We start from the raw sequence: 15,303 nt of genomic DNA, 5'->3' as shown, positions 1-15,303 counted from the left end.
CGGCGGCGCAGCTCCTGGTAGGTGCCGTGGTCGGCGAGCAGGGGCCGGGCCGGCGTGGAGGGCCGGTCATCGTGCCGGGCCGACTGGTGGTCGTGGTCCTGGTCGTCCTGCGCGACGGGGGCGGGGCCGACGCGGACGTCGATGGCCCGGACGGTACCGGGGCGCAGTTGGTCGAGCGCGGTGAGGATGCGGCGGGTCTGGAAGCGGAGTTGGGCCGCCCAGGCCGGGGAGTCGGCGGTGATGCGCAGGCAGCGGGTGGTGGGGTCGTATCCGGCGAGGTGCCAGTGGGCGGCGGCGTCTGGGCCCACGATCGAGGGCCAGCGGTCGCGCAGTCCTCCGCCGGCGGTGCCCAGGGTCCAGCCGTGGGCGGCGACCAGGGCGAGGAACACGTCCGCAATCGGCTGCGGCTCCCGGGCCTCGCGGCTGTGCCGGTCGGCGCGGCGAGGGCTGGAGGCGGGGCGCTTCGCCGGGGTGTCACCGCATCTGGCTGCGGCTTTGCGAGCGGCTCGCAGGGCGGTGCGGGCCAGGTCGGCCCCTCCGTTGACGGGCTGGCTCATCAGGCACTCACCACCCAGTCGGCGCCCTCGGAGCTCCAGGAGTTCATGAACTCCCAGTCCTGCTCGGTGAGCTCGTTGGCCGGCCGGGCCGGACGGACGTGCTCGCGCACCCGGCGGTACACCTCGTCCGCCGAGATCCGGTCGAAGGCGTACAGGCACCACTGTCGGTAGGAGGAGCCGAAGAGACCCAGGTCAGAGGCCAGATCGTCCCAGCGGTCGACGGGCCGCCAGGACGGCAGCCGGCTGCCCTCGGCGCGCTTCGCAGGGGCGTCCAGGAGACCGTCGGCCAGGTAGTACAGCTCGCCGACCTTCACCACGAGACGGTGCTCCACCAGCGGGGCCAGGCGGGCGTGGACGGTTGCGCGGTGCCGACGGGTGCTGGCCGCGAGCTCCACGGCGGTCTGCCCGTCCCTGAGCGCGAGCGCGGCAACCATCTCGGCGGCGGTCTTGCCCAAGCCGCGTGCGCGGAAGGCGTCTCGGGCCATCAGGTCGGAGAGGAGCCGAAAGTCCAGCTCAGCGGGGGAACCGGACGGGGGAGGAGCCGTCGTGGTGGGGGTGTGTCGCCGGTTGACCCCATCCAGGTACCCGGGGGCCTCGTGCCCTACCTGGCGGTTGGGGTCAACCGGCGACACAACGTCAGCCGACCGCTTGCGGGGCTTGCCCAGCACCCACTTCGAGGACTTCCCGGCACCCCCCTTCTCGGCACGCCACAGCCACCCGGCTTCCTCCAGCCGCAGGTCCGAGCGTTTCACCGTCGATTCCCCGACCCCGATACCCAGCGCCAGCTGACGCTGCGACACCTCATGGTCGAACCCGCCGGCCCGTTCGCACAGCTCCAGCCGGTGCAGAAGGTTCGCCCGGTCCGTCTGCCCGGCCTGCCTGTCCCAGGGGAACGTCTCTACCATGATCCGACGCTCCGCCAGGGCAGCCATCGCATCCCGCCGTTCCCGAATCGGCGCGGACTCACCCGTCACACGAACCGCACGCCGCCACACCCCGTCCAGGTACTTCGCGGCGTGGTCGTAGCCCTTCGCCCGGGACAGGTCCCGCAGCAGGGCACCACCGGGCGCGGGAGAGGCCAGCAGGATATCCCGCAGCGCCAGCAGGTCGGCCCCGGCACGGGCGAAGGAGAAGGCGATCGCACTGGTGACCCGGTGCGTGTCCCGACCAGCACCAGAGCCGCCGTCAGATCCACCTTCCCGGTACCGATCCATCCCCGCGCCCTCGACCACCAACGCCCGCATCCGAGCGGACAGGTCCGAAGGGATCTTGGACTGCCACCCCGCGGACCGCTGGCCGGGAACGGCCGGCGCGGCCGGAACTGCACCCGGGCGGCCGTCCACGGCACCCCCGACACCCTCACCCGAACGTGTGATGTGTGCCACACTCGTATCGAAGTGTGCTGCACTTCCGACAACCGGTCCGCTAACTGGTCTCCCGACAGAACCCAAGGCAGGGGCGGGCAGGAGAGTTCTCCTCCGGCCTCCAGGGACCTCGCGCGAACTGAAACCCGAGGCGACGCCGCTCGTGGTGGGGACACGGTGGGACTGGAAAGGGCCTGTGAGCTGCGGCAAAATGGAAAAGCTCCCTACGGACGTGTAGGGGACACCACGGCGTCCCCTGAGGGGTGCCGACAAGAAGCACCCCATGCGGGTGTGGACAGAAGCCCCCTCGCGGGGGCGAAAACCGATCGGCGACCTCCAGTTCTCCCGGGACCTGTGTTGCGGGTTGGGTGCAGCCGAGGCCCCTGGAAAGGCCCCGACTGCGGAAATGCGGTTGGCCCTTGGAAAGGGGCCGGTCGTGCAAGACGGCCTCTGCCAGGAGGCCGGGTGGTGCGTCCCCTCTCGGGGGGTCGTGCGACGTGCGTCCCTTTCGGGGGTCGTGCTCGGTTCTGGTGAACCAGGTAGTACCGCTGGTGGTCGGGTGGAAAGTCCGATCTCCAGCAAGCCCCGCTCAACGGTTGGAAGCCAGCGAGCGAGGTGGAGCAGGCGGCCGCGGTGATCTGGGGTGGAAAGTCCCAGGGAGCGGCTGGCGGAGCTGGGCCTCTTGCAAGGTCAGGCGCCGCAGACGAGGGCTAGGTCACGGAACACCCCCACCTTGGGGGCCGCCGTGGCCGGCCACACACACGACGACGGCACCCCGCCGGAGCGAGACCCGGGACTTCCCGGTCGACTCCACGGCGGGGTGCCGCGCGTATGAGGGGGCGCCACTACGGGTACCCTTCATCACGTCACCACCTTCCGCGTGGTTGACCAGGACGGGCCCCCGGCCAGGGGCGCCGATCCACCTTGATGCCGTCCGGGCTTGTCCAAGGCCCGGACGGCAAAGCTTTTTGATCACTGCATGGCAAAGCTTACCCCTGTGGATAACGCTGAGCGTAGCCGCCAGCACGCCGTGTCGATCTGACGGGACAACGGCCAGACGGTCCGACAAATCCCAGCTCACTTGGACTCCCGCAGGATCGTGAGGGCGCCCTCGACTGAGATCTCGCCGTTGTCCTTCGCATCCGTCCAACGCTGAAGCGTCTCGGCAACAGCACGCAGAACCTCGTCCGGCAAGCCGGCCTCGCGCAGAGCGTCGGCGGCCTCCTCCAGCTCCGGCGCCCACCTCCACGCCCGCGCCGCCGTTTTGGCGATGTAGTCGGTCTCGGTCAGGTAGCTGCCGACCCGCTTGCCCGCCACGTCCAGCAGCGCCTGGCCGACGCCGTGGTGCTCCGCTAGGCCGTACGAGAGAGCGGCGAGCACCCTGGAGGCCTTCTGGTAGGCGGTGTAGGAGATCTTCAACGCGGACGCCTGGCCGATCTCCTCGCCGAGCACCGGTGTCGACACCGCAGTTCCGGTGAACAGTGCCGCCATCAGAGTGGTGGCATCGGACGGTCCAGACAGGAACAACTTGGTCTGCTTGCCGCTGATTGGCGGGGATCCGATCACCGAGCCGTCGACCACAGCCCGGGCGCTGCGACCCACCAGGTTGGCGATCCGCTGCGACCGTTCCGGGCTGATCGCGTTCCCCTCGACGTAGACGCCGGTGAACCCGCGCTCGGCGACGTCGCGGGCGACGTCCTCGGCAGCCGCCGGCGGGCACAGGCTCAGCACGACCTCGGCCATTTCGAGCAGCTCGGCCAGCTCGGCCACCGGCTCCAGCCCGACCTGCGTGGCCCGCCGCACGGTCGCGGCGCTACGCCCGGACGCGCACCACAGCACCCGGGCACCCGTCGATGCCGCGCAGGCCGCGACGGCCGCGCCCATGCTGCCCGGGTGCAGCACCGCGAGAACGGGCTGAGCCGTCGTCACCGCGCACCTCCCGCGATGTGGGCGAGGGCCTCGACGGCGTCCTGCGCGATGGAGTCGGGCTTGGCGCCGTCCGGCCCCGGCCACTTCCTGCCGTGCGAGATCCAGATGGTGCGCAGTCCGGCGTTCCGGCCGCCGACGACGTCAAGGTCGGCGTTGTCGCCGATCATCCACCCGCCCTGCCCGAGGTGCCGACCGACGCTGGCGGCTGCGGCCTCGAAGATCCCGAGCTCCGGTTTCCGGACGCCGATCGCTCCGGAGATGCAGGCGGCGTCGACCACGTCGGTGATGCCGGAGGCGCTGAGCTTGGCGCTCTGGATCCGGGCGCCGCCGTTGGTGACGACGACAACCTGGTGGCCAGCCTCCCGTACGGCGGTCAGGGCGTCGGTCACGCCGGGGAACGGCTGTACCGACGAGGCGAGCTCCGGCTCATACCGTGACCAGAGCTCGTTGGCCGACTCCGGGAGGCCGAGCTCGGTGCACAGGCCCTCGATCACGTCCAGGTCTGCCCGGATTCGCATCGCCTCGAGCATCCGCTGCTCGGCCTTCGGGCCCAGGCCATGGCCCGAGCAGTAGTCGGCCACCCAGGTCGTCACGGCGGCGAGCCGGTCGACCAGCGTGTCGTCGAAGTCGATCAGCACCAGGTCGCCGTCGGCGCGCGGTGCGGTGAGTGCCTGGCGGATCTGCGCGGCGGCGGCCTCGTGCCCGACCTCGTCGGTGCGGATGGTCAGGTCGAAGCTGAAGTCGGGGTTGGCGTCGAGGTCGGCCCGGGTCGCGTCCCATGCGGCCAGCCGTGCCGGAGTGTCCGCATCGGCCCGGCCGGTCGATCGCGACTCGGTGATCTCCCGAGGACACCACAGTAGGACGGTCAGCCACTGGGCGGGGTAGCGGTCGAGCACCGCCCGCACCCCGTCGACCTGCCCCAGGTGCATCACCGGCACGCCGTGCGCGAACGCCTCGTCCAGGCCGGGACGATCCGTCACGTACACACTGTCGTAGCGGACGTTCTCGTACACGACCGCGCCCGACGCCCGCAGCTCCTCGAGCAGCTTGAGGTTGCCCATCCGGTAGCCAGCTGACCGGCCCGGGCCGACCTTCACCCGCGAGAACAGGGAGAACGCCGGGTCGATGTTGCTCAAGGCCCTGGTGATCGTGTCCTTCCCGGACGCTGGCGGCCCGTACAGAAGGACGCCCGCCCTGACCTGGGTGCCCACTAGCCCACCATCCCCAGCGCCAGACGCGCCCGGTCTGCGAGGGAGACCGCGGTCCCGTACCGGTTGTCCACGACCAGGTGCGGCACGACCGGGCGCAGCTCCATGTCGAGGCTCGCCATGTAGTCGGGCCAGTTCTGGAGCTTCCAGGTGTCCCGCGCGGCCGACCGCTGACCGATGTACTCCCGCATAGAGTCGGCGTCGCACTGCACCCAGACGGGAGCGACTGTCACCCTGCGCGCCGCGCACCGGTTCTCCAGCCGCCGCATCCACGCCTCATCGACCATCTCGGTGATGAACGGAGCGGTCAACACCGTGCTGATCCCGCAGTCGATGTTGGCGTACGCGGCCTTCAACAGGCACTCGTACTCCAACGGCCGCACCCTCGTCCGGTACAGGTCCGAGTGCCTGTCGTTCGGCTCCGAGCCCAGCTCCACCAGCAGCGCCTCCACCAGCGCCCGCGACATCGGATCCTTGTCCAGCAGCGGCCACCCGGTCAGCTCGGACAGGAACCGCGCGAGCTCCGTCTTCCCGGTCCCGGCGTATCCGCCGACCAGCACGAGCGTCGGCGAGTTCGAGTCACCCCCCGTGTGCCGACGCTTCCACGCGTCCATCACCCGCTGCTGGAAGGCCACCGCGTCGATGCCGGCCGTGCCGGGAGTCATGTGCGTCAGCGCCCGCTCCACCGCGAGGACATGGCCACCGTTGTGCTTGTGCTCCATCGGAGTCAGCGAGAACGCTGCCGCCGGCTCCCCCGGCAACGGGTCACGGAAGCCCAACTGAACGTCGGTCGCGCGGTAGAGCAACGCGTACGCCCGCCGGTAGTGCGGCCCCGGATACACCTCACCCAACTCATGCTGGGAGATAGTCTGCGGGTTCCCCGCCGGCACACCCCTGAGCCGGGCCCGCTCCGCGACCTTGCGCAGTTCCTCGCCGGCCTGCTCCTGAGTCAGGCCGTGGGCCTCCCGCTGCTCACGCAGCTTGTACGGCTTCCAGCCGGGGTGCTCAGTCTTCTTCGCCATCTCCCCCACCACTTCTGTCGTCGCCATGCTTCGGAGCCTATGGGCGGCCCGTCGAAATCCATGTGTAGCTGGATGTTGAACCGGGTTGAGAAAGTGCTGTAGCTCTAAGTGATTCTTTGTCAGCTCCGGTTCGGCTGTGATTGGTCCCCACAGACAGCCGAACCGGGAGGACAGCCAATGCGTACTGATGGACGAAACGCGGCGGAGGAGATGGTCCAGGCCAACGATGTGGGAAGGAACCTCGACCAGCATTCTCCGCCGCAGCGTGGCTTCCTGGGGTCAGCCAGCAATGCTCAGTGTCAGCAAATGGTGCAGGGGCGTGGTGCTGACCGTCACAAAGACCGTGGACTCCTGTGGATCGCGAGCAATGCTCAGGATGCGGAAGCCCGGGGTTCCCTCTGCCACACCGAGCGCTGCTGCCGCGGCCTGATCCATGGGCTCGGCAGAGATCACGGTGTCAGTGCGCAGCACGGTCCAGCCGAGCCAGTCAGCGAAACGAACTCCGGCAGGGGGGGACATGCGAGTGGCACCAACCGGGGCCAGCAGAGGCGGGACGCCTTCGTGGCCCTCAGGCCGACGAGAGGCCAGCTCGTAGGGCACGATGGTCAGTTTGTGTTGGACCGGAACACCATCTACCGAGCGGACCCGCGTGCGCTCCACGACATCGGTGTCAACGATCCCCCACGCAGCCATATGCGGAGGTGCGGGCAGTTGACGGACAAGGGTGGTGGCCTCGTTGGCTTCACCACCGGATGCCGGCTTCCAGATCGGCACGCTCAAGTCAGGGGGGCCGAACGTTCCGAGGTGGGCTTCGGCGGTCCGACCAGCGGTGACGACAGTGCCGCTGCCGGCCTCGGTGCGGACCAGGCCTAGGGCCGCTAGCTGCGCGTAGGCCGCCGCGACGGTCTGCTGACTCACGCCGCGTTCATCAGCCAATTTGCGTACGGCGGGGAGGCGCGTCCCGTGGCGGTAGCGCCCAGCCGAAATCCCTTCCCGAATCTCGGCCGCGATGGTGCTGGCGTTCAAGTTCAGTCTCCTATCGAGCGGCTGCCGGGCTACAGGCTATCGCGTCAAGCAGCGAGCGTCACTATCTTGACGCCCGTCACGACATATCCAAACCATCTTGACACCTGAGGAGGTGAGCCCCTATCTTCGATTGCATCGGGCCGGTTACGGTCCGCGACGGAAACGGCCCGTAGTCCTAGGACTACGGGTCTGTGACTGCAAAACAGCGGCCGTCAGCCGCCTTCGGGCGGTGGCGAGGTCCAGGGGTTGATGCTCTAGCTCCCCCAAGCGCCGGACGGCTGCACCTCATATCGGGCACCCCCAGAACCATCTTTGAGCAGCGTGCTGCGCTGCCTGTCCGCCAGGACACCGGCCATCGGTCGGGCCTGGCGGGTGGAGAGAGCAGCAGCCTCTCGCCCCTCTCCCCCTCGACCCTCCCGGGAGGACCCGATGTCGACCCGTACCCGTTCCCGCCGCACCTACGGTCGCGAGCCGCTCCAGCTCAGCAGGCTCAACCCAGCGGACATCGACATGCTGCCCGGCGTCCAGCTCTCCATCGTGTGCCGGGACTGCCACAGCTGGCACCGCGTCGCCGGCACGACCGACCTGAGGGTGGTCCAGCACGGCCGCGACACCGGGGAGCGCTGCCCCGGCGGCAACCGGCAGGTCCAGGCCGACATCACCCCGGAGCGGTGGCTGGCCCGCCGTCGGCGCCAGCAGCTCGACGCCCTGCCGGCCGAGACACGCCGCGCGGCCACCCAGCACTACAAGCCGTTGCCCGCCCAGCCCGGCCCGGTGCACCTGATGGCCACGCCCCGGCCGGAGACCGACGAGCCCACGGCCGCTCAGCTCAAGAAGCAGGCCCAGCAGCGTACGGCGCAGTGGAAGAAGGTGGTGCAGGTCGTCAAGGAGACCGACGACCTGCGGGCCAAGCCGCTGGTCGGTGCCATCGGGCCGATCCGCGGCATCGAGGCCCCGAGGACGACGCTGCACCCCACCGCCGCCTGACCCAGCATCAGCACGAACGACCACGGCCGCCGCCCACCCCACGCACGACGGGGTGGGCGGCGGCCGTGGCCTTGCTCCGCACAGCAACCCGCCCAGCGAGACCACCCCCGAGGAGACCGCGATGCCCGACACCCCCGCCGCCGAACTGCTGGCCGAGGCCTACACCTGGTACTCGACCGGCCTGCGCGAGCTTGTGCACGAGCTGCTGGGCGAGGCTGGCCTGGACGCCGGCGTGGACACGGTCGAGGACCTGTGCGGCGACCTGTGGCTGCACGCGACGGAGTTCACCGCCACCCACACCCTCTCCTACACGGAGGTCCTGGACCTCTTGGACCGCAACGCGGACCTGCTGGTGAACCGCCTCCGCTGCCGGCCGGAGGTGCGCCTGGCGGGTCGGCTCGACACCGCCGTCGACCCGGTCGACGTCGCCGAGCCCGCCACCATCGCGGTGGGCGGCGCCGGCCGCCGGGCGCTCCCCCGCCCGCGCCGCGGCGCCGCCGAGTGCCCCCGCCCGCAGCGCGCGGCGGCCTGATGCGAATCCATCTGATCGCCTACCTGGCCCGTACCAGCGACGGCGTGGAGCAGGGTGTGGCCCGCGTCCCGTCGGACCGGAGCCGGCCGTCATGGCACGAGTGCGCGGACGCTGTCCCCGGATACCTCATCGGGCAGTACCTCGGCCTGGCTCCCGAGTTCGAGGAGACGTGGTCCGAGCGCCGATCCGACTGACCACCAGCAGCACGAACGACCACGGCCGCCGCCCACCCCGACCCGCCGGGGTGGGCGGCGGCCGTGGCTGCTCGTACAGCCAGAGCAGCAAGAAGGCCCCCGAGGCTGCAACCCCGGAGGCCCGACCGGTCGCGTCACCCACCCACTACGGAAGGAACCACGACCGTGGACCCCATCATCCCCCACGAGGACACCACCCTCGACCTCTACACCCGCTACTCCTGCCGGCTCCTCGCGGCTGCGGCCGAGCGCCTCGCCGAGATCGGCCCCGGTGCCGCCCAGCTCGACGAGGACGTCACCCAGGACGTGTGGGCCGCCGTCGCCGCCGGCCACTACCCCACCGACCACCGCGGCCTCGACGGCCTCCTCGTCCTCCTCGACCACGCCGTCCGCCGCGTCCGCGCCGTCCGAGTTCGCGAGTGGCCGGCCGGACTTCCCCGCACCCGCCCTCGTGCCGAGTCGCCCGACCTCCTCGAGGAGGTCGAGGAGGTCGCCGACCGGACCGTCCCCGCCCAGCCGCGGCCCCTCCCGACCGCCGCCTCCACGATCGCCACCCTCCACACCCTCCTCCTGGCCGGGTGACCCCCATGACCGACCAGGCCGCAGCCGACCTCCAGCGCCAGATCCAAGAGCAGCTCGCCCGCCTCGAAGCCCAGCACGCCGCTGAGCGGCAGCTCGCCGAGCAGTTGCGCCAGCAGCAGGCCGCCGCCCAGGGAAGCGCCCAGTGACCATCACCGACCCCGTGGTCTGCCGCTCCTACGCCGGCGGTGGCACCCCCGTCCCCAAGCCGGTCCCGCCGACCACCCCGAAGGACGGCCGCAGGTGAGCGCCCCCCGACAGCACGTACGACACGGACCTGATGCTGCGGATCTCGCGGCAGGCAACTGCCCGCACGGTCCACCGCCGTCCGGACGAGGCCGCCCCGGCCCGCACGCCGCAGCCGCCCGCGCCCGCGCAGCCGGCCTCGAAGTAGCCGCCCCCCCCTTGCGTCGCCGGCCGTGTCCGGCGGCGCCCAGCAGAGAGGACCACGCCCGTGAGGACGACCGAGGAGTACGACGCCCGGCAGGCCGACCTGGCCGCGATGCACGCCGCGTACGAGGAGGCCGACCAGGCCGAGTACGTCGCATACACGGACGAGCTCGACGCCCGCGACGTCGCCGCCTGGGCCGACCCGGTCCTGGAGCAGCCGGCCACCGGCGGCGCGCTCCTGGAGCAGCGGCACGCCCTGTACGAGGCCGCCCACCCGGACCAGGTCGAGGCGCTGCGGCGCCTCGCCGCCGCGGCCTGACCGCCGGTTGCTGTCGTTCGCCGCCGCGCCCGCCCCGCACGCCGGGCCGGGCGCGGCGGTGTTCGACGGTGCCCGACGCACCCGCCTCTCTCCCCTATATAGGAGGACCCCCGTGAGCAAGCCGAACTGGATGGCCTCGAACCTCGGCGCGGAGCACACCCCGGACCCGCTGACGCAGCTGGTGGAGCTGGGCCGCTGGCTGGACGACCCGGCTCGCCGTTTCGCCTGGCGCGCCGCCCGCAAGGCCCGCGAGGCCGCCGTCACCGAGGCCGACCACGCGCACGACGACGCCCAGCGCCCCAGCCAGCACACCCGCGCGGCCCGGATCGCCGACCTGCACGAGGACCTGGAAGCGGCCCGCGGCCGCGCCGGCATCCTCGTCCTGGTCGAGGACCTCGCCGAGGCGACCCGGCTGCGCGCCGTCGCCACGGTGCTGCGCACCGACGCGGCCGAGAGCACCCTCGACCCGCAGGCGCTGTGCCTGCGGGCGACCCGGATCGACTTCGCCGCCCGCGAGCTGCTCACCGAGCTGCAGGCGGACTTCGTCTACCCGGACGAGGTGCACCGCGCCGCGCAGGCGACGCTCGCCCCGCTCACCAGCCGCCGTGCGGCGGTGGAGGCCGGCGGCGGGCCCGACGCGCTGAGCGGCTGGGCCGAGGAGCTGGAGTTCGCCCTCGCCGTCGTCCAGAGCGCCGCCACCCGCGCCTGACCAGACGCCAGCCACGACCACCAACCGAACGAGGAGCTCCCCCGTGCTGACCATCACCACCACCCGCAAGCTCGACGCGCTGCGCCAGCGCGCCGCCCAGGCCGAGACCGCCCTCACCGACACCACCCACCAGCTGGAGACGCTCCTGGAGCAGCGGCGCGAGACCGGCCAGGAACGGCCGGACACGGGCAACGACCCGGCCGCCGTGCGGGACGAGCTCGAGGCCGCGCAGCGGCTCGCCGACGAGGCGATGGCCAGCGAGGCCCGGACCAAGAGCGTGTGCAACCTCGTCGTGAAGGACGCGAGTGCGCAGCTCGCCGCCCGCGACGCGGCGATCGCCGAGCTGCGCGCCGAGCTGGAGCAGGCCCGCGCCGGCCAGCCGGCCGAGCCGGAGCTGCCGGAGCACACGGTGCTGCAGTTCCGCACCTTGGGCGGCGGCCTGGTCGCGCTGATCTCCCGGCCGGACGAGGACCGCATCGACGACGCCCGCATCTACGGCTACCAGTGCCTGACGTGTGGCGGCGAGGCCGACGGCGCCTGGCGGATGGAAGACGGCCGCCGGTGGGCCAACGAGCACGCCGCCGTCTGCCGGGCGATCCCGGCCGGGACCGCCGACGCCGGGAAGGCCGCCACCCGCGCCTGACCGAGTCCGCGTTTCGGGCCCGGCCGCCCCTTCTTCGCCCCAGCGGCGGCCGGTTTCGGAAGCGCGGACCCGCGTTTCGGGAGCACCGGCCGCCGTTTCGGACCCACCTGAACCGAGCCTTCCGGAGGCCCCTGTGACGACCATCGACTTGCCGCCGACGGCGGCCCCGCCCGGCCCCGCGCGCCCCTCGCCGGCCCCGCACCGCCCCACCCCGACGCCCACCGCCCCGGTCAGGGCGGTGCGGCACGTCGTTACCCGCCAGGAGTACCTGGCGGCCAAGAAGGCACTGGAGAAGCTGGAGCGCCTCAGCGCCCTGATCACCAAGGCGCTGATGGCCATCGGCGGCGGCGCCCTGGTCTTCACCTGCGTGAACGTCACGCTGTTCGCGATGTCGCACGACGTCCCCGGCTGGATTGCCTGGATGCTCGACCCGCTGGCCAGCTTGGCGCTGCTGACCGTCCTGTACGTGGACGGCGTGCTGACCGAACAGGGCGGCGATCGCGCCAAGGGCTGGCCGTTCGTGCTGCGCTGGTTCGCCGGCCTGTCCACCTGGCTCATGAACTCCTGGACCTCGCTCTACCCCGACGGGGTCTTCGCCTTCATCCCCACCAAGCCGGACGCCGGCGGCCTGCTGCTCCACTCGGTCGCGCCACTCTTGCTGATCACCCTGGCGGAGGCGTCCTCCGGCTACCGCTCCTACCTGTCCAAGCGTCTGGAGGCGCTGCGTGCGGTCATCCAGGCCTACGAGGACCAGGAGCAGGCGGCCAAGAAGGACCGCGAGGAGCGGACGCGGGCCGAGCGCGAGAAGGCCGAGCAGGCCGTAGTCGACGCGCAGCGGGTCGAGCAAGAGGACCGGCGCGAACGCGAGCGGGTCGCGTCGATGGCCGAGCAGGCGGAGCGTGCCTCGAAGGCGGAGATCGAGCGGCTGCGCGAGCAGGGCCGACTGGAGGCCGAGAAGGCGGAACGCGAGGACCGCAAGCTTCGCGAGGCCCGCGAGTTCGAGGCGCAGCAGCTGCTTCGCGAGAAGGAGCTGGAGGAAACCCGAGCGAAGAACGAGGCCGAGAAGCTCCAGCGCGAACGTGAGGCGGAAATCGAGCGCATCCGCGAGCAGCGCGAGCTGGAGAACGCGAGGACGCTTCGCGAGGCCGAGCAGGCCCGGATCGCCCAGGAAAACGAGGACGCGCGGGCCCGCCGCGAGCAGGAAACTGAGGCGGAGAAGCTGCGTCAGACCCGGGAAGACGAGGAGGCCCGGCGGCGCTCGGAAACCGAGCGCGAGGCGCTGCGGATCAAGGCCGAGGGTGAGGCGAAGGCGAAGATCCTGCTGGCGAACGAGCAGGTCAGGCAGCAGCAGGCGGCCGAGCAGGCGCGTCTGGCGAAGGAGGCCGCCGAGGCTGCGGAGAAGCGCCGCAAGGCGGAGGAGCGGGCTGCCTCGCGGCAGCAGCGACTCGCCTCGCAGACCACTCGCGCTTCCCGCAACGGCTCCTCGCGTGTCCCCTCGGAAATCGCCTCGCAGAACGGCGGGACGGTCCCTCGCGAACTGCGCTCGCAGCTTCGCGAGCAGGCCGAGCGCGAGGTCGCGCGGCTGATGCTGGAGGGCTCGCAGATCGACCAGCAGGCGATCGGCGAGCGCTACGGCAAGGGCGAGACGTGGGTCGGAGACCGCGTGCGGTCCGCGAAGAAGCGCCTCGCGAACGACACCGATTTCGAGAACGAGGTCATCACCTCCGCGCTGGAGGACGAGATGCCGGTCTCCGAGGAGACCAAGCACGACGACGTCCAGGCCGACGACGAGGCGGCCTGACGCAGGGTCGGCCTCTCCGGTGGTCACCAGGGCGCAGCAATCGCCCTGGTGACCGCCGAAGGCGCCGAAGCGCCGAGCACCACCGTAGCGATCCGAAGACCCCGTACGGGCCCGGATCGCCGAGAACACCCACAACACCGCAGGTCAGGCGGCTGTCCGCCGCCCGCATGAGGAGTCCTTCGATGAGCGTCCTGCTGTACCTGATCGGCCTCGTCCTGGTCGTCCTGGTCGTCATCGCGGCCGTGACCACCCCCCTGCTGCTGGTCCACGCCCGCGAGCGCGACCACGGCCCCACCTGCTGGTGGTGCCACCCCCGGCTGCGCCGCCGCTGACCGACCGGCCCCAGTCCACCGATCCGGGCCTCTCGGCCAGCCGCCGGCACGCCCCTGGACCTGGGGTGTTTCCGGCGGTCGGCGAAGGCGTCCGGCCCCGGCGCCGAGCACCACCGAACAGAGAAGGAGCACGCCCATGGCCGAGCGTGATTCGGTCTACAACGACCCCGCCTACGACATCAGCAGCATCCCGTCCTGGAAGCAGACGCCGCCGCTGCACGGCGCCTACGCCCCCAATGCCCGCCTGTCCCCGCGCGCCAAGGCCGGCGTGGCCTGCGGGGCGGTCGTCCTGGTCGCTACCGGGATGGTCGCCTGGTCGCAGTACGCCTCCGCCGAGGCCGACGCCGACGTTCGCAAGGCGCAGATCGCGCTGGACGCATCCAAGGTCGACCTGGAGCGGCAGAAGCAGGAGGCCTCGCTGGCGGCCGAGACGGCCAAGACCAGCAGCGTTGAGACCGACGCGCAGAAGGCCCGCCGTGAGGCGGTCCAGGCGTGCGTCGCCAAGGCCGTCGGCTACAACGCGATCGCCGACTGCGGCAAGGCGTTCCCCGACACCTCCCCGGGCATGGTCAATACCGCCCAGAAGGTGGCCTCCAGCGCCGGTGACGACGCCTCCGCGTCCGGGACCGGACTCGTCGTCCTCGGCGGCGCCGGCGTTCTTGTGGCGTTCGGCTGGGCCAAGAAGCGTTTCGCCAAGTCATAACGCTCCGTGACCTCCTCCCTCCCTCCTCCCTCCCTCGGGAATACCTCCTCCCGGCAGATCAGACGCCGCAGGAGAGCATTCTCCGATCGGGAGGGAGGAGGGAGGGAGGTCACTAACAGTGAGGAAAATGTGGTGACCGCGACTCCCGCGACCGACATCCCGCCCCCGCCCTCGACCCCGCCGGCGGTCCCCCCGATGCCCCCCGGGCCCGCTCCCGAGCCGGTCGTGGGACCGCCCGCGCCGCCCGCCCCGCCGGCGCCCGAGGACGGCGCCGCACACCCCGCAGAGGCACCGTCCGGGCCCACCGAGAACGGCCGCCACAGCGCCCTCACTCAGATCCTGACGCCCGTCCAGCCCGCCCGCCCCGTCCTCGGAACCACCGCCGACCGCGCCCAGGCCGGCGACCCCGCCAAGGACACCGGCGGCACGGACGGCAGGGCCGACGCCAACGGCAGGAAGGACCCCTCCGGCAACCCCGGCGAAGGCCCCGTGAGCGCTCTGCTCCGGGCGTTGGCCGCCCGCCTGGGCCGCACCGGCACGGCGACCACCATCCGCCAGCAACACTCGATCAGCGAGAACCGCGTCTCCGGGAACTCCAGCAACACGACCAGCACCAACAAGACCGACCGGCTCGCCAAGAACGACAACTCCAGCCACAGCAAGACCCAGCGCGATGCCAAGACCGCCGACCTCAACAACAAGACCCACCAGCATCAGGGACGCGACCACCGCGACGACAAGCGGACCCACACCAACGACGCGAAGAACCACGCCAACCGCGACCGCCGGCACACCGACTCCACCGACAGCAAGTCGGCGGACAGCAAGTCGGCGAAGAGCGACAACGGCTCCAAATCGACCCGGGACAACCGCAACAACAACGACCACCGCAGCTCCGACACCAAGGCGACGGACAGCAAGTCGGCGAAGAGCGACAACGGCTCCAAATCGACCCGGGACAACCGCAACAACAACGACCACCGCAGCTCCGACACCAAGGCGACGGAC

16 protein-coding genes and 2 pseudogenes are annotated in these 15,303 nt (G+C 71.4%); 12 read left to right on the top strand and 6 right to left on the bottom strand.

All coding sequences use genetic code 11. The annotated features are described in order from the left end of the window. Positions 1 to 146 precede the first annotated feature (146 nt). From ABT015_RS26910 to ABT015_RS26885, 6 genes and pseudogenes are all read right to left on the bottom strand, one after another. Positions 147 to 557: pseudogene (locus tag ABT015_RS26910) on the bottom strand (DciA family protein); the annotation flags it as partial. After that, positions 557 to 1,792, bottom strand: coding sequence for a hypothetical protein (locus tag ABT015_RS26905; protein ID WP_350883399.1), 1,236 nt, complete (start codon positions 1,790 to 1,792; stop codon positions 557 to 559). The gene ABT015_RS26905 and the pseudogene ABT015_RS26910, both read right to left, overlap by 1 nt. Positions 1,793 to 2,998: 1,206 nt before the next feature. After that, the gene (locus ABT015_RS26900) at positions 2,999 to 3,850 is read right to left on the bottom strand and encodes an NAD(P)-dependent oxidoreductase (RefSeq protein ID WP_350883397.1); all 852 of its coding nucleotides are present in this window, start codon (positions 3,848 to 3,850) and stop codon (positions 2,999 to 3,001) included. Then, entirely contained in the window at positions 3,847 to 4,986 is a 1,140-nt protein-coding gene (locus ABT015_RS26895; RefSeq protein ID WP_350883395.1) for an HAD family hydrolase, read from the bottom strand. Before ABT015_RS26895 ends, ABT015_RS26900 begins: the two co-directional genes overlap by 4 nt. 74 nt (positions 4,987 to 5,060) lie before the next feature. Continuing rightward, the gene (locus tag ABT015_RS26890; protein WP_350883393.1) at positions 5,061 to 6,107 is read right to left on the bottom strand and encodes an AAA family ATPase; all 1,047 of its coding nucleotides are present in this window, start codon (positions 6,105 to 6,107) and stop codon (positions 5,061 to 5,063) included. Between the two features lie 252 nt (positions 6,108 to 6,359). Then, positions 6,360 to 7,106: a GntR family transcriptional regulator gene (locus ABT015_RS26885; protein WP_350883391.1), complete on the bottom strand. Its 747-nt coding sequence runs from the start codon at positions 7,104 to 7,106 to the stop codon at positions 6,360 to 6,362. A gap of 429 nt (positions 7,107 to 7,535) precedes the next feature. Here ABT015_RS26885 and ABT015_RS26880 point away from each other — a divergent pair, with 429 nt between their 5' ends. From ABT015_RS26880 to ABT015_RS26825, 12 genes and pseudogenes are all read left to right on the top strand, one after another. Beyond that, positions 7,536 to 8,093, top strand: coding sequence for a hypothetical protein (locus ABT015_RS26880; protein WP_350883389.1), 558 nt, complete (start codon positions 7,536 to 7,538; stop codon positions 8,091 to 8,093). Positions 8,094 to 8,214: 121 nt separating this feature from the next. Continuing rightward, entirely contained in the window at positions 8,215 to 8,625 is a 411-nt protein-coding gene (locus ABT015_RS26875) for a hypothetical protein (protein ID WP_350883387.1), read from the top strand. Next, positions 8,625 to 8,819: a hypothetical protein gene (locus ABT015_RS26870; RefSeq protein ID WP_350883385.1), complete on the top strand. Its 195-nt coding sequence runs from the start codon at positions 8,625 to 8,627 to the stop codon at positions 8,817 to 8,819. The genes ABT015_RS26875 and ABT015_RS26870 overlap by 1 nt, the downstream gene beginning before the upstream one ends. Before the next feature lie 165 nt (positions 8,820 to 8,984). Then, positions 8,985 to 9,401 carry a hypothetical protein gene (locus tag ABT015_RS26865; protein WP_350883382.1) on the top strand — a complete coding sequence of 139 codons (417 nt, stop codon included), beginning with the start codon at positions 8,985 to 8,987 and terminating at the stop codon, positions 9,399 to 9,401. Positions 9,402 to 9,406: 5 nt separating this feature from the next. After that, complete coding sequence (locus tag ABT015_RS26860; RefSeq protein ID WP_350883380.1) at positions 9,407 to 9,547, top strand: hypothetical protein; 141 nt, start codon at positions 9,407 to 9,409, stop codon at positions 9,545 to 9,547. Positions 9,548 to 9,852: 305 nt separating this feature from the next. Continuing rightward, positions 9,853 to 10,107 carry a hypothetical protein gene (locus ABT015_RS26855; RefSeq protein WP_350883378.1) on the top strand — a complete coding sequence of 85 codons (255 nt, stop codon included), beginning with the start codon at positions 9,853 to 9,855 and terminating at the stop codon, positions 10,105 to 10,107. A 112-nt stretch (positions 10,108 to 10,219) separates the two neighbouring features. After that, positions 10,220 to 10,816, top strand: a complete 597-nt coding sequence (locus tag ABT015_RS26850) for a hypothetical protein (protein WP_350883376.1) — start codon at positions 10,220 to 10,222, stop codon at positions 10,814 to 10,816. 43 nt (positions 10,817 to 10,859) lie between these two features. After that, positions 10,860 to 11,459: a hypothetical protein gene (locus ABT015_RS26845; RefSeq protein WP_350883374.1), complete on the top strand. Its 600-nt coding sequence runs from the start codon at positions 10,860 to 10,862 to the stop codon at positions 11,457 to 11,459. A gap of 133 nt (positions 11,460 to 11,592) precedes the next feature. Beyond that, entirely contained in the window at positions 11,593 to 13,260 is a 1,668-nt protein-coding gene (locus ABT015_RS26840) for a coiled-coil domain-containing protein (RefSeq protein WP_350883372.1), read from the top strand. Between the two features lie 182 nt (positions 13,261 to 13,442). Then, complete coding sequence (locus ABT015_RS26835) at positions 13,443 to 13,592, top strand: hypothetical protein (RefSeq protein WP_350883370.1); 150 nt, start codon at positions 13,443 to 13,445, stop codon at positions 13,590 to 13,592. Between the two features lie 136 nt (positions 13,593 to 13,728). Beyond that, a complete protein-coding gene (locus ABT015_RS26830; RefSeq protein WP_350883368.1) occupies positions 13,729 to 14,295 on the top strand; it encodes a hypothetical protein in 567 nt (188 codons plus the stop codon). Positions 14,296 to 14,427: 132 nt separating this feature from the next. Beyond that, positions 14,428 to 15,303 (top strand): annotated as a pseudogene (locus ABT015_RS26825) (hypothetical protein); the annotation flags it as partial.

The organism is Kitasatospora sp. NPDC094016, assembly GCF_040304045.1.
Taxonomy (GTDB): Bacteria; Actinomycetota; Actinomycetes; order Streptomycetales; family Streptomycetaceae; genus Kitasatospora.
Note: the sequence above shows the minus strand (reverse complement) of the source record. Positions and strands in the feature narration are given on the sequence as shown.